Source organism: Haladaptatus pallidirubidus, assembly GCF_020700235.1.
Classification (GTDB): Archaea; Halobacteriota; Halobacteria; order Halobacteriales; family Haladaptataceae; genus Haladaptatus; species Haladaptatus pallidirubidus.
The window spans coordinates 2,531,690-2,553,527 of sequence record NZ_CP085301.1 but is presented as its reverse complement, the minus strand read 5'-3'; the positions used below and the strand labels follow the sequence as shown (position 1 = coordinate 2,553,527).

The window sequence follows — 21,838 nt, the reverse complement described above, 5'->3', positions numbered from 1 at the left end:
AAGCGAGCGACTGACGCGTTCGAAATCGGAGAAAAAGTCATCGCGGCATTTCAAATCAGTCGCATCATCTCGAACGTCGTGAATCGCTACGGTCGTCGTTCGAGACTTAATCGTTTCTCAGTCGTACTGCGGCACGCGCCCCGACGAATCGCTCCCTTCCACGAACGGGAGCGTCACCAGTTCCGCAGAACCGTCCTCGCCGTCGATTCGCACCGACAGGTCGGTTCCCGTTTCCACGTCGTAGTTCACGAGCGCCATCGCAATCGGTTCCTCGCGGGACGGACTGTCGATTGCGCGGGTGACTTCGCCGACGACTGCGTCGCCGTCGAAGACCGCCGCGCCCCGTTCGGGTACTGATTCGGGGCGCAGTCCGGCGAGTTTGCGACTCGGTTGCCCGCGGTTTTCGACGCGCGAGACGACTTCCTGTCCGACGAAACAGCCTTTCTCGAAGTCGAGCGCGTTGCGGACGCCGAGAACGTTTGGAATCTCGCCTTCGAGTTCGAACTCGAACAGCGGCGTTCCGGCCTCCAACGTCAGCGACTCCCACGTTTTTCTGCCGAATGGTGCGGCGTTCATGCCGTGCGTAATCAGCGCATCGAAGACGAGTTCGACGTTCGGACGGGGGCGACCGATTTCGTCCTCGGTTTCGCCGGTCGTGCAGACGACCTCGTATCCTTCCTCACCGGTCGGCGCATCGGTTCGGATGACCGTGACGCCCACGTCGGCCATCTTTCCACGAACGAACGTCAGTTGTTCGTCGGGGGTGCTCACGTTGTTCAACACGCTCGCGACTTTCTCGGTCGCGTGCGGGCCGTGGACGCCGAAAACGGCGAACTGGTCGGTCGCAACCGCGATTTCCACGTCCTGAATGAACACCTTCTCGCGCCACTCTTCAGCCAACGGAGTTGCCTTTCCGGGCGGTGTGAAGAGGAGGAGTTTGTCGCCCGCGCTGTAGACGTACATGTCCATCTCGATTTTGCCCTGCGGGTCGAGGAGCAACGCGTAAGTTCCCCGACCGTCTTCCGTCGGAATCGTGTTCGAGACGACGTTATCGACGTACTCGATCCGGTCGTCGCCGGTGATAACCAGAACGCTGTACGGCATCTCAGTGAGTCCGACGCCGTTTCTGACCGCGCGGTGCGTGCGCTCCGGTCGTCCGTAATCGCGGGGAACCCGTCGGTCGCCGACCGAGCAGAACGTCGCCCCGTGGTCGGCGTGCAGATCTTCTAGGTGCATGGTCGTAATCGTCGCCGTGGGCGGGTAAAAACGTCGGATGTGTTAGAGCGATAATCGCTCGATGATACGATCAACGATTGTCGGTTCTTCCACCGCTTCCTCCGGGTCGGGAACGACGCGCTCGTCGGGTTTGATGAGGGTTCGTCCGTCCGCTTTCTCTGCGTCGATGAGGCCGTCCTCTTTGAGGTTCCCCAGCGCATCCTCCAAGTCGTCGATATCGACATCAACTTGCGTCCGAAGTTCGAACACCGTCATCCCCTCCTCGTGCCGGTCTACGAGGGCGTCGAGTACCCGGACTTCGATGTTCGTGCGGCGTCGATACTCCCGCTTGGCCTTCATATCCGTCTCTATGTCTCCCCGGGTTTTAGCCTTACCTGCGATCCGATTCACGACCGAACTGACTCGTTATTTTTCGCCCACTTTCGCGCTCGCGTCCCGAAACAGTCCATCCAAAATTTCGGGCGTCGTCGGATGGTACGCCCTGTCCGGCACGTCTCGCACGTCCATCCCCCGCTCTACGACCACCTGCATCGTCTTCGCCATCACGTCGGCGTGGTAATGTAGCCCCTGATACCCCAAAACCGTGCCGTCGTCCGCATCCACGACGAGCTTCGCCAGTCCTTCCGCGGCTTGTTTCGTTTTGAACACGCCGTCGTCGCTCGCCTGCCGGGAAACCGCGACGTAGTTTCGACCCTCCGATTTCGCCGCCGCCTCCGAGAGGCCGACGCGGACGAACGGATACACGCCGGTCGCCGTGAAAATCACGTGATGGTGGACGTTCTCGTAGGGGTCGAGTTTTTCTCCGCGGGCGTGCGCGTGGATATTTTCGGCGGCTTTGAACCCCTGTTCTTTGGCGACGTGCAAAATCGGTTCCTTGCCGTTTGCGTCCCCGACGACGAACGTTCGGGGGTCGTCCGCGGCCTGCATGGTGTCCTCAACCCAACCCGGCCCCGAGACGAGATTCGTGTTCTCCAAACCGAGTCGGTCGAGGTTGGGTCGTCGGCCCGTAAACAAAAACAGGTCGTCGGCGTCAATCGCTCGCTCGTCACCGTCCCGTTCGACGTATAACCGAACGCCGTTCTCCGTGGCCTCGACCCGTCGTTCGTCCGTCTCGGTCAGAATTTCGACGCCGAAATCGTCGCGGTAGATGTCGAGCAGTTCGTCGCCGAACTCCGGGTCTGCCTCGTCGAGCGGTCGTGTGTCGTGTTCGATGACTGTGATATCCATCCCTGCCGCCTCCGTGAGGTAGGGCACGAGTTCGAGGCCGACGTAGCCGAATCCCATCACGACGCCCGAATCGGGAAACTGGGTTCTGTCGAGCACGTCCGCGCTAGTCGTAAACGACACGTCCTCGATGCCGGGCAGGTCGGGCACGTTCACGACCGACCCGGTGGCGAGGACGACGTAATCAGCCTCGATTTCCCGGGTACCGACTTCGATTGTGCGGTTGTCAACGAACCGAGCGGAGTCGTGGTGGAACTCGACGTCGTCGCGTTCCGCGAGGTCGTGAACTGCGGTTCGACGGTGTTCCGCAAAGTTGTGGATGTGTTCGTTTTTGATGTCCACCACCGATTCCAAATCCACCTCCGGCGTCCCCGACAGTCGCGGGTCGTGGCGAGCGTGGAACTTGTGCGCCGAGGCTGACAACACTTCTTTCGAGGGCATACATCCACGAAGGATGCACAGACCGCCGCCGGGTTCGCCATCGTCGATGAGAGTCAGCTCGACGTTTGGGTCGTCTGCGAGTTCATCAGCAACTGCGACCCCCGCACTTCCGTACGCGCCGACTATCGCCACGTGAATGGTCATGTGGTGGTAACGATGTGTGGAGGGGCATTATCGTTTGAGGTGCCGGTTCAGATGACGAGTAGTTTGGTTCGTTGAAGTGGAAACAAAAGAGTTTGTGAAGACTTGGTGCCACGAAGTTCGTGGAGACGTGGTGCAGAGGAGTTTGTGAAGACTTGGTACTAGATGATCATGACTCCAGTGAAAACCGCCACAGCACCGCAACGGTCCACGTACCTCCCCAACCGATTCCTTCCTTCGCTTCGCTCAGTCAGTCATCCCTCACGCGGAAATTGGCAGACCCTCGGCGGTGAACTCCTCGGGCCTGCCGACGCACGCGCCACGAGGTTTGCGTCGAATCGAGAGTTGTGACCAACCACATGGCGCGCGCTGGCGAGGCTTCGAGGAGTTCACCGCCGAGAAGTCTTGTGGAATCGTGCGAGGGATGACCGAAATGAGTGAAACGAAGGAAGGGACTCGGTTGGGGAGGCGTGTGGGCGGATACGGTGCGGAGGCGGTCATGTGTCACCGTGACTTGGAAATCGCCTCATCTCCACAGCCATTCCTTCGTACGGTGACGGTCTTGTTAGAGTCGTGACTACCTAGCGCAAACTCGACAACTCTTCAAAACATGATATTCACAAACGCGCGAAAATTCAGCCCGCAAAAAGCTATCTCGAAATTTCGTTCACGTCGGAATTGAGCACCCGTTCGACCTCCTCCCGCGTCACGACGACCACGTCGCCGGGAATCGTGCGCTTGAGCGCGGCGGTCGCAGAACCGTATTCGAGGGCGGTCTGCACGTCTGTCCCGTCGAGTCGGCAGGCGAGGAACGCGCCAACGAAGGCGTCCCCGGTTCCAATCGGGTCAACCGTCTTGGTGTCGAATGCGGACTGCTCGAAACGTTCGCCGTCGTGGAGCGCCAGCGAGCCCGCGGAACCGCGGGTCACGACCACGGTTTCGAACTCCCACTCGTCGGCGAGCCCGTGGGCAATGTCCTCGGCGTCGCCGGCGCGTCCGAGAACGTCGCGAGCGTCGCGCTCCGCCGTCACGAGCACGTCGATTGCCGGGAAGAGGTCGGTCAGGCAGTCGCGAGCCTCCGTGGGTGACCAGAGTTTCGACCGGTAGTTCACGTCGAAGGCGGTGGTGACTCCGGTGGCTTGTGCGTCCCGAAGCACCTCGCCAACGGTCGATTTGAGGGTGGAAGAAAGCGCAGGCGTGATACCAGAAGTGTAAAAAATATCGGCGTCCCGAATCGAACCCAGCGGAAGGTCATCAGGTTCGGTCGTCGTGACCGCGGCGTCGGCCCGGTCGTAGATAACGTTGGTTCCACGCGGTTCGGTGCCGTGTTCGAGGTAGTAGGTTCCCTGTCGGCCCTCGTCAGTCCACGCGATTTCGGTGTCGATGCCGAACTGACGAAGTCCGGCGACGACCCGTCGGCCGAGGGGCGAATCGGGGAGCTTCGACGCCCACGCTGCTTTCGCACCGAGTCGGTGTGCTGCAATAGCGACGTTGCTTTCCGCGCCTGCGACCCGGAATTCGAGGGTCGAACTGCTCTCGATTCGCTCACCGTCGGGTGGTGAGAGGCGCAACATGGTCTCGCCGAACGTCACGAGGTCGGTCATATGCGCGACATAGTTCGCGGAACTCATAGTTCACCCGGTAAGCCTGTCCTCCGAGCGACGCACACGGCGGGCTACTTCGACTGGCCGCGCGACAGCACCGCCGAGGACGTTGTCGACGCGCTCGGAATCTCGTCGGCGACGTTCCCAACACCTTCGAAAAGCGGAACAGAAGGTGTTCAATTCGTTTCTCGCGGAGTGATTACCACGGGGCGAAGTACGGGTCAACTTTGCGGCTCGTGCGGTCGATACCGTCGATTTTCGCCACGTCCTCGTCGTCAAGTTCGAGGTCGAGGGCGGCGAAGTTGTCTTCGATGTGGTCGTCGCCGGTCGCCTTCGGAATGGCGACGACGTTCTCCCTCTGCACGAGCCACGCGAGGCTGACCTGCGCTTCGCTGACGCCGTGTTTGTTCGCGATATCGCTCAGTTCGGGAACGTCAAACACTTCACCGCGGGCGAGCGGCGAGTAGGCGACGAGCTGGATGTCGTTTTCGATTGCGTAGTCGTGGAGTTCGTCCTGCCGGAGCAGCGGGTGCATCTCAACCTGGTTGGCGAAGACGGGCGCGTCGAGAACTGCTTGCGCTTCGTCGAGATGCTCGGGTTCGAAGTTGCTCACGCCGACGTGTTCGATTTTCCCCTCGTCGTACAGTTGGTCGAAGGCGGTGAGAGTTTCCTCGGCGTCGTACTCGCGGGCGGGCCAGTGGACGTAGAGTAAGTCTACGTAATCCGTCCCGAGTTTATCGAGGCTGGTTTCGGTGCTTTCCAGCACGTCGTCGTGTTCCAAATTGTCGATCCAGACCTTCGTGGCGAGGAAGAAGTCCTCGCGGTCAACGGACGAATCTTCGATTCCTTCGCCGACGTACTCCTCGTTGTCGTAGGCCTGCGCCGTGTCGATATGCTCGTAGCCGAGGTCGAGGGCGTATGTGACGCTGTGTGCGCAGTCCTCGCCGTCGGTGTTTTGCCACGTTCCGAGTCCGAGTTTCGGAATGCCGTCGCTACCATCGTATGACATCGTATTCACAGCAAGGGAGAGGAATACAAAAGCGATTGTGGCGGCGGAGATTCCGTCGAGATTCGAAACAAGTAGTTTGGAGTAGCGAGCGGGGGTTCGTGTTGGTTCTTGTAAGCGTACAACTATTCAAGGAGGGACGGAACAAGAAGTGAGACTCACTGTCAGCGACTACCGGCATACGCAACGACGGTCGCAGTTTCGGCGACCGACACGAGTGCAGACTTGCCGTTAGCAACTGCCGACTCCAATGAGACCCACCCACACGCCTCCCCAACCGACTCCCATCGATCGCCCCTCGCGCGGCTTCGGCTCGACTTCTCGGACGACCGCGTCCTCAAAGCCCCACCAGCGCGCGCCGCATCGCTCGACTAGCGACCTCCACCAAAACCGCGACAAAATCCACCACGAGAACGCCCCTTTCGCAGTACTTAACCCGATACCAAAAGACAACCCGGGTATGCGAATCGCACTCTTGGGCGGGACTGGCGACATCGGACAGGGACTCGCGCTCCGCTGGGCGTTCGACACCAATCACGAGGTCGTCATCGGGTCGCGCGACCCGGAGAAAGCTCGAACGAAGGCCGACGAGTACGAAACCGAACTCGGCAGCGTGAGCGTTTCGCGCTCGATCAACGGGTTCGCCAACGAGATGGCCGCCGAGCGCGCGGACGTCGTCGTGCTGGCGGTGCCGCCGTTCCACGTCCGGGACACGGTCGAGTCGGTGGCAGACCGGCTGGACGACGTGGACGTGCTCGTGACGCCCGCCGTCGGGATGAACCGCGACGAGGACGGATTTCACTACAAGCCGCCGAAAGCGGGGAGCGTGACGGAACTGGTAGCCGAAATCGCACCCGACGGCGTTCCCGTAGTCGGCGCGTTCCACGGCCTGTCGGCGGGACGACTCGCGGACCTCGAAACCGAGCTGTCACAGGATACGCTTCTCGTGGCCGACGATGAGGACGCGAAGGAGACGGTTCGACTGCTCGCCGACGGAATCGAGGGGCTTCGACCGCTGGACGCCGGTGACCTCGCCAACAGCGCGGAAGTCGAGAGCATGACGCCACTGCTCATCAACCTCGCGGTCAACAACGAGGGACTGCACGACGTGGGCGTCAGGTTCGAATAGCGCGTCTCCTCGATTCGACCGTGCAGTCGCTCACGAAGTAGCGAACCGAAAAGCTTCGACGTTCGATTTACGCGCCAGCTTCTTCGAGGACGCGCTCCAAGTCGTCGCGCTGGGTAACGCCGACGAACCGCTCAACGACGCCCTCGTCGTCTTCGATGACGATGGTCGGAATCGAGCGCACTTGATACTCGTTGGCAACGTCCTGATGCTCGTCTACATCCACCTTTTCGAACTCAACGTCGCCCCAGTCCTCCTGTAGGTCGTCAAGAATCGGGTCTTGTGTTTTGCACGGGCCACACCAATCTGCGTAGAAATCGAGTAACTTGACGGTCATCGTTTCTCTGTCCAAATTCCGTCGCCGCGTGCATAAGGGTTTCTCACTCCGCCAACTCTGCCGACTGTTTTCGCGGCGGCATGACTACCGCAGATGCGCGCATTACCGATTTTATCGTCCGACTGAGTCGCATTCGGTCGTCCAGTATCGTCACCACGTCGTGTAGCGTCCCCACCTCGGAGGTCAGAATCGTCAGTCGATTTCGGCAAGCCGTCGTTCCATCTCCCCGTCCATCCACTCCGCAAGCTCATCCGATGACTCGTCGAGAAACGCTGCCCATTTGTCGAACACTCCGGCGTGGGCGAGGAACCGAACCGCCGCATACACCGGTCGGCGCGCTTCGAATCCCGGTGGAAATCCGTCCGCCCGCTCACGATAGCCGTCGTAAAACGCGGATGCGATTTCCTCGGGGGCGTCGGCCCGGAGCGAACCGAACTGTAAATTCCGGGTGCGGTAGATGTTCCGAACTGGGTCGCCGACGTGCGCGATTTCCCAGTCGAGAAATCCGATTCCGTTTTCGGTTCCGAAACAGTTCGGCTTGGCGGGGTCGCCGTGAAGGAGTGCGGCAGGTGCCTCGTCCAACAGTTCTCGATTCGCTTCGACGGCGGAAACCACACCGTCAAAGTGGTGGTCGAAACGGTTCGAGGAGGCGATTTCCCGCATCTCGTAAATCGTATCGATGAGAACGTCCGTCCACGACCCTGTCTCAAGTTCGAGGCCGGTCGCACCGCCACCGCCGATGTGGCCGTGGTTTTCGAAGCGAAGAGCGTGGACGCTCGCCAGCGACTCCCCGACCTGCCGGGCGAGCGTGGCCCGCCGTGCCATGCTCGCGTCCGACCACAGGTGGAGGAAGTTCCGTCCGGACACCGATTCGGTGGCGAGATACGGGACATCGCCTTCGGTATCGGAGGCCACTACCCTCGGTACCGGCACCGAGCGTTTTTCGCCAACGTAGTCGATAGCCGCTCGCTCGCGGGCGATTCGGGAACCATCTCCGCCGTTCGACATCTTCAGGAATATCGTCTCACCGTCGGCGAAGTCGATGCCGACGGTTCGATTCTGGTCGTTCCAAGACGGGCCGGAGGGCTTTACCTCGGCAACGTCGCGTTCGGGGAACCTACGTTCCAGTACCGACGCGATTTGCTCGTCCATGGATGAATATTACGTGTGACCGATAAAGAAATACCGAGGATATTTTCGAGAACAGATAATGAGAGACGGATTTTAAATTACGACACCGCTCGTCCACAAACCACCAGTCGAACGACACTCGTTGCGAAAGGTTTACCCGACCCGCTATCGGAACCGAACGTATGAGCAGTGGTCAAAACTCCGGCGGGCTGATGTCCAGCGCCGGACTCGTGCGATATTTCGACGCAGAAGACCGGAACGCGATTCGAATCAATCCTAAAACCGTTTTCGCGTTCGGCATCCTCTTCGGCATCCTCATCATGGTGATGAACGTCCTCGCGATATAAACGAGTCCCTTTTGCCGACGTGTTTCTAACTCCCGGTATGAGTCTCAACGCTGGCGTTATCGCCGTCCAAGGCGACGTGAGCGAACACGCAGACGCGATTCGGCAGGCCGCCACCGACCGCGGTGAGACGGCCGAAATCACGGAAATCCGCCAGTCCGGCATCGTTCCGGACTGCGACCTGCTCTGTATGCCCGGCGGCGAATCGACCGCCATCTCGCGCCTGATCCAGTCGGAGGGTATCGCCCCCGAAATTCAGGCTCACGTCGAAGCGGGAAAACCGGTACTCGCCACCTGCGCCGGACTTATCGTCGCCGCCGAGGACGCCGGCGACGACCGCGTCGAAAATCTCGGTCTGTTGGACGTGACGGTCGAGCGCAACGCCTTCGGACGCCAAAAGGACAGTTTCGAAGTACCGCTTTCCGTAACCGGACTCGGCGAACCGTTCCCATCCGTGTTCATCCGGGCACCGCTCATCAGCGGCGTCGGTGACGCCGACGTTCTCGCGGAGTGGGACGGCAGGCCCGTCGCAGTGCAGAACGGTTCCGTGCTGGGGACGTCGTTCCATCCAGAACTGACGCCGGACAGTCGAATTCACGGTCTCGCGTTTTTCGGTGAGTGACGGCCGTACTCCCGTCCGCGATTGACGACAGTGAGCAAGAGTTTTTGGCGCTGGGTCGCTTCGGTTGGGTCATGAACGTTTCAATCGACGCGGTGCGCGTCGCCGCGACCGGAGACGGGCCGCTCCCGGTCGTCGTACTCGCACCGGACGATGGCGACGACGTCCTCCCTATTTTCATACGATTCGAGGAGGGCATCAGCATCGCCCGGGGGATGGAAGCCGAGGACATCGGGCGACCGCTGACACACGACCTTCTGCTCGACGTGATGGAGGAACTCGGCGGGCGCGTGGAGCGCGTCGTCGTCAGCGAACTCGACGACAGCACCTACATCGCCGACCTCCACATTCAGACGCCACGCGGACACGAAGTCATCGACGCTCGCCCGAGCGATTCGCTGGCGCTCGCATCGCGCACCAACGCGCCCATCGAAGTTGCAGACGAGGTGTTCCAACACGGCCAGCAGGAACGCGACCAGTTCGACGAACTACAAGATATCAGAGAAGTTGCTCAGATTGGACCATGAACGACGTGTTAGACGACCTTTTCAACATCATCGAAGACCGGAAGGAAACGCTCCCGGAGGACTCCTACACCGCATCACTGTTCACCCACGAAAAGGGTCAGAACGCCGTCCTCGAAAAACTCGGCGAGGAGACGACGGAACTCGTGTTGGCCGCGAAGGACAACGACCACGAGGAAATTGCCCACGAAAGTGCGGACATCGTGTACCATCTGCTCGTGCTGTTGGCGATGAAGGACATGGAATTGGATGATTTGCGGTCTGAACTCGCTGAACGACGATAGTAGTGAGAAAGTGGGTTTTTGGACGTTGTTTCGTGTGCAATTTCGATTGTTATTGTGAGAGTTCTGTCACCCGTCCGTTTTGAAGGAGGAGTGCTATCTGATGGTTTTCAAACAGTGGTTCTGTATAATCACGACCCTACACTCTTTCTCAGTGTGAAAGGTGTCCACGGTTCTGTATCGCTAGGTAATCACGACGCCACTGAAACCGCCGCACAACCACACGCCTCCCCAACCGACTGCGTTTCTCACTCACTTCGTTCGTTGCGATGCCTGCGGGCCGCGGCAGCAGGTCAGCAAGACGCTTCGCGTCTTGCAAGTCTCATCCCTCGCGTGATACTCGGCAGGGCCTCGGAGGTAAACTCCTCATCCCTGCCGACGCATACGCCACAGGGTTTGTGTTGGGTCGGGAAAGCTGATTTTCCATGTGGCGCGCGAAGGCGAACCGACAGGTTCGCCCGTGCGGGGGAGACTGAGCGACGAAGGCGCGAAGGAATCGGTTGGGGAGGGAGTGGCCGGTTACGGTGCAGAGGCGTATGATTGGAGTCGGCAACTGCTTACGACACAAATACAAAGTTATCTCGTCACCAATCTCCAAAATAACCCGGAAAAACGCCTCTCTCACTCCCGCGGCTCGAATCGATGCCGATAGACCGTCGCATCGTCGTCCCACTCGAAGTGGTCGTGGGCCCGATTCAGGCGCTCACGGTAGGCGTCCAAATCCGCCGACCCCTCGGCCTGCGCATCTTCGTCGGTCAAATCGCCCAGTTTTCGTTCGGTTACCTCGACGACTTCGAACGTCTCGTCGTCGATGTCGAAGGTGTCTCCTTCGTCGGCGTACTGGTCGCCGCGGTGCAACTGCGAAACGCGTCCGGAGGCGACCGCCTGTCGGATGTGCTCTGCCGGAAGAACCGCATCGGCGTCGATTTCGGCCATACCCGCCCTTCGACCCGCGAGGAAAAAATAGCTGGCATTTCAGCGGGTTCGACCTGCACGCTAATTTTTCAACAGCGACCCGACCATCCCGCCAATCGCGCTGTCGAGCGCCATGATGAGCGCGACGAGAAGCGCGGCGAGGAAGATGCCGATGCCGCCGAACAGCGACCCGACGGGACCGCCCGCTAAGCCGACGACGACGGTTCCGGCGAGGCCCAAAAAGAGGGCGACGACGATACCGCCGAGCGCTCCGGCGAGGAGGCCGTGCCAGAAGCCACGACCCAAACCGCCGCCTGCGACGTATCCCGCGGCGAATCCACCGATGAGTCCGGCACCGATGTGGCCGATTCCGGGGACGGCGAACGCGACTATGCCCGCGATAATCGAGACGACGAAGCCGACGAAAACGGCGTACCAATCAGTCATGATGCGTTCCGTAGGTGTCGGACGAGCAAAAGTCTCCCGCCGAAACGGGCTGAACGCGAAATGAAGTCGAACGACGCTATGGACGCCCTTTTAAGCAGGGAGTCCATACAGATGACCATGATTTTCGAGACCCTACCGACGACGCCCACGTCGGAGGAACTCATCGACAAGGCGTTTTCGCGGGCGGCACGGGCGGGCCGGGCCAAAAGCGGTATCCAAGCCCAACAGTCCATGCTCCAGACCGCCTCGAACGTCCTTTCGGACAACCTTCAGAACGTCGTCACCGAATGGCCGGATTTCCGCGAGGTAGACCCCTTCTACTACGAACTTGCGGACGCCGTCGTGGAGGTTGACGAGATACGAAAGAGTCTGTCGGAAATCCAGTGGGCTTCCAGAAAGACGAAAGAAATCGGCCGCGAGTACCAAGGGAAACTCCGCGGCGACATCAACTACACCCGAAAAGTTCGCAAGCAGGGATTCGCCCGCCTCGCAGACATCGTAGAAGAAGTCGAGGACGACTTAGACCGCGTCGGAAAAGCGCGCAACGACCTGCGGAAACTGCCCGAGATCAACCCCGACGACCCGACCGTGGTCGTCGCGGGCTATCCCAACGTCGGGAAGTCGTCGTTCGTCAACGACGTGACTCGCGCCCGGAACGAAATCGCGAAGTATCCCTTCACCACGAAAAGCGTCCGCGTCGGCCACTTCGAGCGCGACCACATCCGATACCAAATCGTAGACACACCGGGCCTACTCGACCGGCCCGAAGACGAGCGCAACGCCATCGAAAGACAGGCAGTGTCGGCGCTAACCCACGTCGCCGATTGCATCCTGTTCATGGTGGACGCCAGCGCGTACTGCGGCTACCCCCTCGACGCACAGCTCGAACTCCGCGATTCGGTGAAAGAACAGTTCAGCGACGTGCCGGTGCTCACGGTTTGCAACAAATCCGACCTCTCAACCGACGTTGAAGCCGATCTGTACATGAGCATCGAGGAGGACGACAACGTCACTGAAACCTTAGACGCCGCCGTGGAAGCAATCGGCTACGAACCCGAACTTCCGTTCGACGGCTAATCGGGACGAGGAGAGGCGACCTGGTACTCTTGGAATCGAACCCGAACTTCCGGTTCCTGGCCCGTCCGACTGACGACGCGCTGTTGAATACGCTCGGCGACGGCCGGATACGTTCTATCGGACGATTTGCTAAGCATGACCGTGACGGTTCGAGAGGAATCAAACGGTCGACCATCGTACTGGGTTCTGACTGCGACCACCTCCAATTCGTCGTAGGCCGGTCGGTCGATAACCTCCTCAACGCTCGTCGTCGCCTCGCGTTCGAACGAGAGTTGGACGAACGTTCCCGCTAGAGCGCCCGTAACCACGAGAGCGAGCAGGGCAACCGCGGCGAATCGTGGAGCAGTCCACGATGGAGGCGGCCCGACTTCACCCGAATCCGAATCGCGTTCGTCCGGGCGGTAGCCGAGATATCTGAGCGTGGCGATAACGGCGACGTTGATAAAAATGAGCGTCATCGCCAACAGGATGGACGAACCCAGCGCGACGATGAGTGCACCCCAGACGAGGGCGATACCGACCGTTGCGGCCGCGGGAAGCAGTGCCGCGGCAATCATCACGCCGACGAGCGCGGTCGGCCCTTTCGTCGTGAGCGCGAACGCGGCGGCGGATCCCGCGCCGAGACCGATAGCGACAGTAATCATCGTCGGCGCGAGGCGGACACTCACCAACTCTATCGAGGAGACTGCGAGGCCTGCTGGCGCGAACCCGGTTACGCGGAGAAACAAACTGAACACCGCCGACGTGACGATGGCGACGACGAGACCGACGGCTTGCAACTGAATGCTGTCCGAAATCATTTTCCGATCGTCGGTAACGACGCCGACGCCGGTCGTGAGAACCGGTCCGACGAGCGGCGCGATGACCATCGACCCGACGATGACCGCAGGCGAATCGACGAGCAGGCCGCCAGCGGCGATAATCGCGGAGACGGCCACCAGCCAGACGAACGAGTACAAATCGTACGACATATCCCGCGATTTCGACCGGAGCTCGGCCGTCGCCAACGGCGAAAAGTCGCTCGCGTAGCGATTTTGTAGTCGTTCCATCGTCCCCGTCGTTGCGGTTTCCGCGGAACCGACGACGACGTATGAATTCTCGTCCACCCCGACTTCGCGGAGCGAGTCGAGAACGTCGTTGACGCCGTCAGTGGGGAGTGGAAACTCCACCAGCGTTCCGCCGGTTGCGGCGCTCGATGCGCTGACCACGACGTACTCTATCTCCCCTTCTTCGAGCGCCTTGAAGACCGCTTCTTTCTGTTCCTCCGAGATGAAAACGTGAACCAGACGCACGAATGCATAACAAGACACCGAGACAAAAGCGTTCAGGCCGGTTTTCCGCTTTGCGTAGCATTCCCCCTCGTCTCGTTCCTCTTTTCCGCTTCGTTTCATTCCTCTTTTCGTTTCACTCCCTGCACCTCGTCTGTCGCGACCACCAACACGGAAACCGTCACAAAATCGGATTCGACGGTCGTGATGGCTGCACATCGCACGGCGAACGAGAGAGGAGGGGTGGAATCGGAAAGTTTAGTGAGACGGTGGCCAACAGTCAAGCAGACGTTTCGTCGATTTCGACGTACCGAATCTGCACCGCCACCTCTTTCCCGGTTTCGCGCTCGATTCGGTTTTGGAGGCGGGTCGTCAGATTCGAATACTGTTCACCCTGTGGTCGGCCAACCGTTACGATAACTCGACTCGGTTCCCGAAATGGCAACTCGCTCGTGTACGTGCGCTTCCCTATCGAAAACGCTTGCTGATACTGCACCTGCATGTTCAACCGTTCTGCTTGCTGGAACTGAGATTCAAACACCTTCGTCACCGCCGTATCCGCCCCCTCTTCGAACTGGGCGTCCTGATAGGTCGAGTAGGTCACGCCGCCGAGAAAGAGCGAGAGAACTGCGAGGGACAAAGCCAAAAATCCAATTCGTCGGACGGTTTCCTGCTGGGAACGCTCTGTTCTGAACCAACTGCGCGGCCGGTAGCCCATGTACTGAAGCGTCGCAATCGCAGAGAGGTTGATTGACAGGACGTTCACCATCACGAGGACGCCCGCCGCGAGTGCGACCATCGGTTCACCCCACGCGATACCGACGCCGACTGCGGCGGCGGGCGGGATGAGTGCCGCGGCAATCATCACGCCAACGAGTGCGACCGATACGCCTGCGGCGAGGCTGACGATACCTGCCGCACCGGCCCCGAGCGCGACGATAAGCGAGAGGAAATCCGGGGACAGTCTCCCGCTGATTTGCGAAATCGCGGTCACGTCCGTGTTCGGTGGAAAAAGGAACAGATTTCGGACGAGAAGAGCGAAGACGGTCGCGCTGGCGATTGCGGTGATGACGCCCAACAGTTGCAGTTTGACGCCGCGAACGAACAGGTCGCGTTCGCTGAGGACAGTGCCAACGCCCGTCGAAAGCGCCGGACCGACGAGCGGCGCGATGACCATCGACCCGACGACGACGGCGGGCGAATCGAGCAGGAGTCCCGCCGTCGCAACCACGGCGCTCACCACGGTCATGAAGACGAACGTTTGGAGTCGAGGCGATAGTTCGCGGGCTTTCGTGAGAATTTCGTCGCGGGCAATTCGGTCGCCGCCGTTCTCTGCATCGTACCGCTTTTCTAACTGCTCGAACTGGCGGGAGGTGTCCGTTTCGGCGTCGATGATGATCGTGTGTGCCTCGTCGCTCAACCCTTCGTCGTGGAGTTTGTCGAGAATCGGCTGAACGGCGTTCGACGGGAGCGGAAAGGTGGCGATTGCGGCGTACTTGCGGCCGCTCGTTTCGTCGGTGAGAAAGAAGTCGATTCCCTCGGCTTCGAGCGTCTGCACGACCGTTTCGCGCTCGCCCGTCGGGATAGAAACCTGTAGGAGTCGCATAGTTCCCGGTGGGGTTCGCAGATTGATATAATCGCTGGCTCGAACGCGAAAACACGGCGGTTAAGCCCCGTCGGAAAAAAGAGGACGTATGTTCGACAACCGACCCGACCGAAATGCCGAAATCATCTTCGTCGGGCGCTCGAACGTCGGGAAATCCACCCTGATGCGTGAACTGACGGGACACAAGTTCGAAACCGGTGGCAAACCCGGCGTCACTCGCAAACCGAACCATTTCGACTGGGCCAGCGAGGATTTCATGCTCACAGACCTGCCGGGATTCGGATTCATGTCCGGCGTCGGCGACGAGCACAGGGAGCAAATCAAGACCGACATCGTCCACTATATCGAGGACAACGCCGACAAGATTCTGCTCGGCGTCCTCGTCGTGGACGGTAAGAGCGTCATCGACATCATTGACCGCCACTCCGGCGAGGACGAAATCCCGCACGACGTGGAGATGTTCCATTTTCTTCAGGAAGTGGGTATCCCGGTCGTCGTCGCCGTGAACAAGATGGACAAGGTGGACGATAGGGACGACCGCCTGAACGATCTCTGCGACCGTCTCGGTCTGCACCCGCCGTGGAAGCAGTGGCAGGACACCATCGCGCCCATCACCGCCAAACGCGGGAGTATCGACGCGCTGAACGAGTCTGTCAAGGAACACCTGCACGGCCAAAAACGCGACGACTTGCTGAAATTCTTCTCATAGCAACCGCGCACGACGGGGAAACTTGGGCACCGAACACTTTCACGTTGACCGCATACTTTTGCGTTGCGTTCGGTCGGTCGCGGTGGAACCGGTTCGAAAAAAGAACGCCCGAAAGACGTCGGTCAGAACTTACGAATCTCGCTGACAGCGTAGCGTTTGTTCTTCGTGGTCGAATGCCCGGACGTGTAGACCCCGTAAGTCACTTGGAACGCGTCGTCTTCGATGGGTCAGCGAACCGACTCACGCACCGCACTAATTCGTGGAAACGATTTCCACGACAGACCGGTGGTCTAACTCGGTGCTCGAACCAATCTGACGCTTGCTTCGACAATCGATTCCATGCAAAAACCCGTCGCCGATGTCGCTGTGCAGGTGGTAGGCGAAGTCCTCCGCGGTCGAACCGCCGGGGAGGAGGAAGCAGTCGCGAAAGACGCCCTTCTCGCTGGCACTACCGTTCGCGGAACCGGGAAAGATAGCCATCAGATTCAGTTCGTCGAACAGCGCGGCCTCGATGGCCTTCTGGACGCCGGTGCCGTCGAACTCGGTGACGAACTCCCGAATCTGGGAGAGTCCTTCTTCTTGTTCGTCACTCACGTCGCCCGTTATTTCGAAGTCCTCGTCGCCAGCGTGGTAATCGATGACGTCCTGTTCCGCGGCATTTTTGAGGGCTTTCTCTGCGTGCGCGCTCGCCGGAACGATGGTCAGGTGGTCGTACTCCGGGTCGGACGTGATGTCGTCGTAGTTTTCCTGTGCCTCGGGTGTGTCCATCTTGTTCGCCGCGATGACCATCGGTTTGGTTCGTTTGCGAATTTCGCGCGCGAGGTCTTCGCGGTCACCTTCCTCCCATTCGTCGGGGTCGAGGGCGAGTCCGAGTGAGAGAATGATCTGCTTGATTTCGTCCTTGTTCGTTTTGAACGCGGACATCTGTTCGGCGAGATCGATTTCGACGTTCTTTTCGTCGCCGTCGTAGCCCGATCGGTAGCGCTCAATACCCTTCTCCAGAATCTCCAGATACCACATGTCGAGTTCGTTTTCCAAAAACGCGATGTCCTCGCGCGGGTCGTGACCCTCCGTGGATTCGCCCTCGATGTCCGTCGTGCCGGAGAAGTCCACCACGTGAACCAGCACGTTGGCCTCGTTCAGGTCGGTCAGGAACTGATTTCCGAGACCCTTTCCTTCGTGAGCACCGGGAATCAGTCCCGCCACGTCCACGAGTTTCGTCGGGACGTAGCGCGTGCCTTCCTGACAGAACCCGACGCTCGGGGTGCAGTTTTCGTCGAACTCCGGTGCGGCACACTCGACGCGGACGTAGGCCTCGCCGACGGAGGGGTCGATTGTGGTGAAGGGGTACGCGCCCTCCGGCACGTCGTTCATCGTCGCGGCGTTGAAGAACGTCGATTTGCCCACCGAGGGCTTCCCGACGAGTCCGATTTTGTAACTCATTAGGCCGGACTGGGCAACCCGCGGGTAAAGGAGTTTTCAAACGCTGACACGTCTGGTGCGTGGTAGCGAGTGGCGTGAAAAAGGGGAGAAAGTGAGCGGATAGTGCCGAGTGACTCTGTGAATCAGAACAATCGCGACCGCAGAAAACACGAGTCATAAGCCACGCCCGAACTCACGCAGTTACTCGCGGCAAAGTCGCTCGTTCCAGCGTTCGTTCGCCTCCGACTCGTGTTAGCAGAGAACCAAACTCGACCAACGTTAGTTCCAAAGCTAAACTCCATCACAATCAGTTTCAGCGCACGAAAGCGTGGCCGTCGTAGAAATCCAGTTCGCGCCCACCAAATCCAACATTCACCTCGAAACTACTCGGGTGTAATCCCGTGCCCCGGTCCGCCAAGCGCGATCTCCGGTCCTCGCTCCGTCGAAATTACGTCCTCGGCGAGCAACCGATTCCCGTCCAAATCGACGTGCGAGAACGATCCGATCCCGGCGACGAGGTGCGCGCTAGCGTGGATGCCGATTGCACTTTCGAGCATACAGCCGACCATCAATTCGACGTTCGCGGCTTCCGCAATCGACGCGATGTCCGCCGCAGCGAGCAATCCAGATTTGCCGAGTTTCACGTTGATAACGTCCGCGGCATCCTCCCGAATCACGCAAATCGCGTCCTCCGGCGTGAACACCACTTCGTCCGCGGCGACCGGAACGGAAACCGCGTCACGGGCACGAGCGAGTCCAACCACGTCGTCCGCCGGAACTGGCTGTTCGATGAGCGAGCAGTCGATGCCCTGCGATTCGAGTTCGTCCGCGAACCGAACGGTTTCTTTCGGCGTCCAACCTTGATTCGCATCAACCGCCAATTCCGCGTCCGGCGCGGCGTCGTGAACCGCCGCGACGCGCGCAACGTCCCGTTCGACCGTGGTTCCGGTTTTCACCTTCAGGGAATCGAACCCCTCCTCGACGGCGCGCGCGGCGCGGTCGTTCGCCTCCTCGGGCGGCAGAATCGAAATCGTGAGGTCGGTCGTGACTGGCCGAGGTGACCCGCCGAACAGTTCGGAGAGGGCCATTTCCCGATCCCGGCAGTAGGCGTCCAAAATCGCGGTTTCGACCGCGAACAGTGCGGATACCATCCCCGGAAACGTGGAACGAACGTCCGAAACGAGGTTCCGGTAGTTCGCGATATTTTTTCCCACCAGCAGTTCGACGGCGGCGCGAGCAGTCGCGAGCGCAGCGTCTTGGGTTTCTCCCGTGACTGGGGTGAGCGGCGAACCCTCGCCGTAGCCAGTGATGCTCTCGGTTTCGATCGTCACGAGCAGGTTGTTCGCGTGGTGTTGCGTCCCCGGTGAGATTTCGAACGGTTCGCGGAGCGGTAAATCGAGCGGCGAGACGGTCACCTGCTCGATAGGCGTTCCATTATTCTGTTTCCTGCTCATCTCACAGTACCTCTCGAACCGCGTCGAGCAGTTCTTTCGATCCGTTTTCGTGATACACGTTCGCAGCGGGGACAGGATACTCGACTGTTTCGGGGTCGGCCCACGTTGAAACTCCGGCGACCGTCGCGTCGGACAGTTCGGTGACGAGGCCGATTTCGCTCGCGACGTCCCCGACCGGCCACTGTTCGAAGTGGGTTCGCCGTTCGCGGTTCGGTTCATCGACCAGCACCACGGCGTTCGGCCACGCGCCGTGCAAAAGCGAGAGCGTGACGCCGGAGTAGGCGCGGTGGGTGAGCGCCGCCTGCCCCTCCACGAAAACGATGTCGTGGTCTTGTGCGGCGGCGAAAACGAGGTTTTCGACGACCCCGGCGGTAAAGTCGGCGGGTACGCGGTCGATGACGACGCCGCGGTGCGCGCCGACCATGATTCCGGTTTGGCCGGTGGCGACCCACCCCGCGTCCAGTCCGGCGCGTTTTGCGGCGCGGTAGAGTTCGAACGTCGTGGTTCGTTTGCCGACCGCGCAGTCGGTGCCGATGGTCAGGACGACATCCGCGTCCGCTTCATCGACCTTCCCGTCGCCGACTCGCAAGTTTTCTTCTTCCGGCGGTTTCCGCACGTCGAAGAGTCGCGTGTCGTGTTCGTCCGCGAGCGACTGCCACGAGGGTTGGTCGGAGAGAAACACGTGTAGGCCGGAAACGACATCCAGTCCGCCCCGAATAGCTTCCTCGATGTCCGCGACCCATTCATCCGGCAGTGCGCCGCCGGCGGGTGCGACACCGATGACGAGCGCCTCGGCGTCCGGCGCGCGTTCGATGGCTTCCTCGGTCGAAGCGACGATTGGGACGTCCACAACGTCTTTTCGCCCGAGAATTTCCCCCGCATCCTCCCCGGCGTGCGTCGAGTCGATGACCGCTTTCGCGTCGAACAGTTCACTGTGCATGACGACCCCGTTCGCCGTCTTTCCGTCCATGGTGCCGAAGGCTCCTTCCGCGAGGATAATCGCGGGAGCAGGGGCGTCGAAGGCCTCCCGAAGGTTCATGTGCTACACAGGCACAGAGCCCATGAAAGTTTTGCCCCCTTTCATGAAAGGGTACCCCGCGCTTGCTGTGGGTTTTTGAACAGGAAGTGGTTAGACCTCTAGAAGCTTGACTACACAGTCGCACGGTTGCGCCAGCGCAGGACTGCACTCATACCTCACTGTCGTTCGGCGCTCACGGCTTCGCCGTGAGCCAGCGAGGCGACACGGTCGCCTCGTCCCGTTCGTGCGAATGCGCTGGCGGGGAAGAGTGAGGACACTGGCGGTTGCGGTGCGGTCTCATCGGAGTCGGCAATTCCGAGCGGCACCTCCGAGTGGTACCTCGAAAACCCACCCTGGAAAAAGGCGATTTGTTGAACTAAGAACTCAGTTCGAACAGTTCAGAACAGATACCGGGAAAGTTGCTCAAAAAGAGACCCCGAAATCGCTCGCCAACCCTCAGTCTGCCGGTTCGATGTTCTGGTTCACGTGGAAGAAGTTGTCCGGGTCGTACTCCGCTTTGACTTCCCGCAATCGCTCGTAATTGTCGCCGTACGTGGCCTGAATCCGGTCTTCTCCCTCTTCCATCATGAAGTTGATGTACGAACCACCGACAGTGTGCGGATGGAGTTCGTGCCAGTAGTCACGCGCCCATTTGGTGATTTTTTCATCGTTCGCCGGGTCGGGGTCGACGCCCACGATGACCATCGACCAGTTGGCGTCACGGACGCTCCACGCGGTTTCGTCCGGTGCAACGTCGTGAACCGCTCCGTTGATAGGGTAGAGGTGCATCGTCGATTTCGGCGTCGGCACCTCGGCGTGGCGCTCGTGTACCTCGATGGCTTCGTCCGGCAGGTCGCGCACGAAGTCGCCCTTCCAGTACCACTGGTCACCCGGCGGGTAGAGGTCGTCGAACATGCTCTGGAGCGCAGGATACGTCATCTCTCCGACGTGTTCGAACAGCGGTTCGGCGACATCGCGGGCCGTTTGGAGCATTTCCTCGGTTTGTCTCTCCGACCCCAAACTGCACCACATCAGGCCGCAGACCTTCTCGCCGTGAAGTTCTGCGGGGAAGGGGTCACCCGGCACCTCGCCGACCAGATAGAACGCGTACACGTCCTCCGGCGCTTGGGGTAGCCACTCGCGGTACCAGCGCATCGTGGATTCGAGTTCCTCGATGGGCCAGAACAGCGGCCCGGCGACCACCGTGTCCACGGGGTGCAATTCGTACTCGAACGAGGCGACCACGCCGAAGTTGCCGCCGCCGCCGCGGAGCGCCCAGAACAAATCCGGATTCTCGTCCTCGCTCGCGTGCACTAGTCGTCCGTCGGCCAACACGACATCGGCGCTGAGCAGGTTGTCGATCGTCAGGCCGTATTTTCGAGTCAGATAACCGTGCCCGCCACCGAGCGTCAGGCCACTGACGCCGGTGGTGGAGATGATCCCGCTGACGGTTGCCAGTCCGAAAGCGTGAGTGGCGGAATCCACGTCGCCCCACGTGCAACCTGGTTCGACTCGCGCGGTTTTCGCGTCGGGGTCGACGCGGATGCCCGTCATGTCGGATAGGTCGATGACAAGCCCGTCGTCCGCGAGCGACAGGCCGGGACCGCTGTGGCCGCCGCTTCGTATCGCTGTTTCGATGTCGTTCTCCCGGGCGAAATTCACGGCCGCGATTACGTCACCGACATTGGCACACCGGACGATGAGTCCGGGATGTTTGTCTATCATTCCGTTGTAAATCGTGCGCGCGTCGTCGTACTCCGCATCGTCGGGTCGAACCAACGTTCCTCGAATGCCCTCCCGAAACTGTTCGATGACTGCGTCGTCGTCTTTTGCTGTCGTCGCCATAGTGTCCTCCGTCTGTCGCGCCCGTCCCGACACCGTTCGTTTCCAGTTCATCATCACGGAGAG

Annotated in this window: 26 protein-coding genes and 1 pseudogene; 9 read left to right on the top strand and 18 right to left on the bottom strand. The window is 60.2% G+C overall.

The features are described from left to right. Positions 1 to 117: 117 nt before the first annotated feature. The 5 genes from ygfZ to kdgK1 all read right to left on the bottom strand — a co-directional run bounded on the left by ygfZ (position 118) and on the right by kdgK1 (position 4,646). Positions 118 to 1,236 carry a CAF17-like 4Fe-4S cluster assembly/insertion protein YgfZ gene (gene ygfZ, locus LIX15_RS13815; RefSeq protein WP_227773756.1) on the bottom strand — a complete coding sequence of 373 codons (1,119 nt, stop codon included), beginning with the start codon at positions 1,234 to 1,236 and terminating at the stop codon, positions 118 to 120. A 42-nt stretch (positions 1,237 to 1,278) separates the two neighbouring features. Beyond that, a complete protein-coding gene (locus LIX15_RS13810) occupies positions 1,279 to 1,575 on the bottom strand; it encodes a DUF6432 family protein (RefSeq protein WP_227773755.1) in 297 nt (98 codons plus the stop codon). Between the two features lie 66 nt (positions 1,576 to 1,641). Beyond that, entirely contained in the window at positions 1,642 to 3,045 is a 1,404-nt protein-coding gene (locus LIX15_RS13805) for a dihydrolipoyl dehydrogenase family protein (RefSeq protein ID WP_227773754.1), read from the bottom strand. A gap of 258 nt (positions 3,046 to 3,303) precedes the next feature. Next, a complete protein-coding gene (locus LIX15_RS13800; protein WP_227773753.1) occupies positions 3,304 to 3,543 on the bottom strand; it encodes a hypothetical protein in 240 nt (79 codons plus the stop codon). A gap of 149 nt (positions 3,544 to 3,692) precedes the next feature. Then, positions 3,693 to 4,646: a bifunctional 2-dehydro-3-deoxygluconokinase/2-dehydro-3-deoxygalactonokinase gene (kdgK1, locus tag LIX15_RS13795; protein WP_227773752.1), complete on the bottom strand. Its 954-nt coding sequence runs from the start codon at positions 4,644 to 4,646 to the stop codon at positions 3,693 to 3,695. Between kdgK1 and LIX15_RS33260 the strand changes: the two are divergent. After that, positions 4,647 to 4,778 (top strand): annotated as a pseudogene (locus LIX15_RS33260) (helix-turn-helix domain-containing protein); the annotation flags it as partial. Between the two features lie 67 nt (positions 4,779 to 4,845). Here the strand turns inward: LIX15_RS33260 and LIX15_RS13785 are convergent. Next, the gene (locus LIX15_RS13785; RefSeq protein ID WP_227773751.1) at positions 4,846 to 5,655 is read right to left on the bottom strand and encodes an aldo/keto reductase; all 810 of its coding nucleotides are present in this window, start codon (positions 5,653 to 5,655) and stop codon (positions 4,846 to 4,848) included. Between the two features lie 222 nt (positions 5,656 to 5,877). On the opposite strand from LIX15_RS13785, the gene LIX15_RS13780 reads away from it, so the two are divergent. Together LIX15_RS13780 and npdG are read left to right on the top strand one after the other, a co-directional pair. Next, on the top strand, positions 5,878 to 6,027 hold the full coding sequence (locus LIX15_RS13780) for a hypothetical protein (RefSeq protein WP_227773750.1): 150 nt from the start codon (positions 5,878 to 5,880) through the stop codon (positions 6,025 to 6,027). A gap of 85 nt (positions 6,028 to 6,112) precedes the next feature. Beyond that, entirely contained in the window at positions 6,113 to 6,781 is a 669-nt protein-coding gene (npdG, locus tag LIX15_RS13775) for an NADPH-dependent F420 reductase (protein WP_227773749.1), read from the top strand. Positions 6,782 to 6,848: 67 nt separating this feature from the next. Here the strand turns inward: npdG and LIX15_RS13770 are convergent, their stop codons facing one another. From LIX15_RS13770 to LIX15_RS13760, 3 genes are read right to left on the bottom strand one after another with little or no spacing between them, the layout of a single operon-like run. Beyond that, positions 6,849 to 7,130, bottom strand: coding sequence for a thioredoxin family protein (locus LIX15_RS13770; protein WP_227773748.1), 282 nt, complete (start codon positions 7,128 to 7,130; stop codon positions 6,849 to 6,851). Between the two features lie 28 nt (positions 7,131 to 7,158). After that, positions 7,159 to 7,353 carry a hypothetical protein gene (locus LIX15_RS13765; RefSeq protein WP_227773747.1) on the bottom strand — a complete coding sequence of 65 codons (195 nt, stop codon included), beginning with the start codon at positions 7,351 to 7,353 and terminating at the stop codon, positions 7,159 to 7,161. Next, positions 7,308 to 8,267 (bottom strand): phosphotransferase family protein, encoded by a 960-nt coding sequence (locus LIX15_RS13760; protein WP_227773746.1) that lies wholly within the window; start codon positions 8,265 to 8,267, stop codon positions 7,308 to 7,310. Before LIX15_RS13760 ends, LIX15_RS13765 begins: the two co-directional genes overlap by 46 nt. Positions 8,268 to 8,428: 161 nt before the next feature. Between LIX15_RS13760 and LIX15_RS13755 the strand changes: the two genes are divergently transcribed. The 4 genes from LIX15_RS13755 (at position 8,429) to hisE (ending at position 10,017) form a co-directional block, all read left to right on the top strand. After that, entirely contained in the window at positions 8,429 to 8,593 is a 165-nt protein-coding gene (locus LIX15_RS13755) for a preprotein translocase subunit Sec61beta (RefSeq protein ID WP_227773745.1), read from the top strand. Between the two features lie 37 nt (positions 8,594 to 8,630). Continuing rightward, on the top strand, positions 8,631 to 9,212 hold the full coding sequence (pdxT, locus tag LIX15_RS13750) for a pyridoxal 5'-phosphate synthase glutaminase subunit PdxT (protein ID WP_227773744.1): 582 nt from the start codon (positions 8,631 to 8,633) through the stop codon (positions 9,210 to 9,212). A 71-nt stretch (positions 9,213 to 9,283) separates the two neighbouring features. After that, positions 9,284 to 9,736 carry a bifunctional nuclease family protein gene (locus tag LIX15_RS13745; protein WP_227773743.1) on the top strand — a complete coding sequence of 151 codons (453 nt, stop codon included), beginning with the start codon at positions 9,284 to 9,286 and terminating at the stop codon, positions 9,734 to 9,736. Continuing rightward, positions 9,733 to 10,017 (top strand): phosphoribosyl-ATP diphosphatase, encoded by a 285-nt coding sequence (hisE, locus tag LIX15_RS13740; RefSeq protein WP_227773742.1) that lies wholly within the window; start codon positions 9,733 to 9,735, stop codon positions 10,015 to 10,017. Before LIX15_RS13745 ends, hisE begins: the two co-directional genes overlap by 4 nt. Positions 10,018 to 10,635: 618 nt before the next feature. Here the strand turns inward: hisE and LIX15_RS13735 are convergent. Further along, positions 10,636 to 10,950, bottom strand: a complete 315-nt coding sequence (locus LIX15_RS13735; RefSeq protein WP_227773741.1) for an ASCH domain-containing protein — start codon at positions 10,948 to 10,950, stop codon at positions 10,636 to 10,638. A 60-nt stretch (positions 10,951 to 11,010) separates the two neighbouring features. Then, positions 11,011 to 11,376 carry a DUF5518 domain-containing protein gene (locus tag LIX15_RS13730; protein WP_227773740.1) on the bottom strand — a complete coding sequence of 122 codons (366 nt, stop codon included), beginning with the start codon at positions 11,374 to 11,376 and terminating at the stop codon, positions 11,011 to 11,013. 117 nt (positions 11,377 to 11,493) lie between these two features. Here LIX15_RS13730 and LIX15_RS13725 point away from each other — a divergent pair, with 117 nt between their 5' ends. After that, complete coding sequence (locus LIX15_RS13725) at positions 11,494 to 12,453, top strand: NOG1 family protein (RefSeq protein ID WP_227773739.1); 960 nt, start codon at positions 11,494 to 11,496, stop codon at positions 12,451 to 12,453. Here the strand turns inward: LIX15_RS13725 and LIX15_RS13720 are convergent. After that, a complete protein-coding gene (locus LIX15_RS13720; RefSeq protein ID WP_227773738.1) occupies positions 12,450 to 13,745 on the bottom strand; it encodes a DUF389 domain-containing protein in 1,296 nt (431 codons plus the stop codon). The two genes, LIX15_RS13725 and LIX15_RS13720, sit on opposite strands and share 4 nt — an antisense overlap. 256 nt (positions 13,746 to 14,001) lie before the next feature. Further along, the gene (locus LIX15_RS13715; protein WP_227773737.1) at positions 14,002 to 15,327 is read right to left on the bottom strand and encodes a TIGR00341 family protein; all 1,326 of its coding nucleotides are present in this window, start codon (positions 15,325 to 15,327) and stop codon (positions 14,002 to 14,004) included. Between the two features lie 88 nt (positions 15,328 to 15,415). Between LIX15_RS13715 and engB the strand changes: the two genes are divergently transcribed. After that, the gene (gene engB / locus LIX15_RS13710; RefSeq protein WP_227773736.1) at positions 15,416 to 16,036 is read left to right on the top strand and encodes a GTP-binding protein EngB; all 621 of its coding nucleotides are present in this window, start codon (positions 15,416 to 15,418) and stop codon (positions 16,034 to 16,036) included. Positions 16,037 to 16,288: 252 nt separating this feature from the next. Here the strand turns inward: engB and LIX15_RS13705 are convergent, their stop codons facing one another. From LIX15_RS13705 to LIX15_RS13685, 5 genes are all read right to left on the bottom strand, one after another. Next, a complete protein-coding gene (locus LIX15_RS13705; RefSeq protein ID WP_227773735.1) occupies positions 16,289 to 17,479 on the bottom strand; it encodes a redox-regulated ATPase YchF in 1,191 nt (396 codons plus the stop codon). A 362-nt stretch (positions 17,480 to 17,841) separates the two neighbouring features. Further along, complete coding sequence (locus LIX15_RS13700) at positions 17,842 to 18,912, bottom strand: dipeptide epimerase (RefSeq protein ID WP_227773734.1); 1,071 nt, start codon at positions 18,910 to 18,912, stop codon at positions 17,842 to 17,844. 1 nt (position 18,913) lies between these two features. Continuing rightward, positions 18,914 to 19,951: an N-acetyltransferase DgcN family protein gene (locus tag LIX15_RS13695; RefSeq protein WP_227773733.1), complete on the bottom strand. Its 1,038-nt coding sequence runs from the start codon at positions 19,949 to 19,951 to the stop codon at positions 18,914 to 18,916. A 155-nt stretch (positions 19,952 to 20,106) separates the two neighbouring features. After that, complete coding sequence (locus tag LIX15_RS13690; RefSeq protein WP_227773732.1) at positions 20,107 to 20,256, bottom strand: hypothetical protein; 150 nt, start codon at positions 20,254 to 20,256, stop codon at positions 20,107 to 20,109. A 130-nt stretch (positions 20,257 to 20,386) separates the two neighbouring features. Beyond that, the gene (locus LIX15_RS13685; RefSeq protein ID WP_227773731.1) at positions 20,387 to 21,775 is read right to left on the bottom strand and encodes an FAD-binding oxidoreductase; all 1,389 of its coding nucleotides are present in this window, start codon (positions 21,773 to 21,775) and stop codon (positions 20,387 to 20,389) included. Positions 21,776 to 21,838 lie beyond the last annotated feature (63 nt).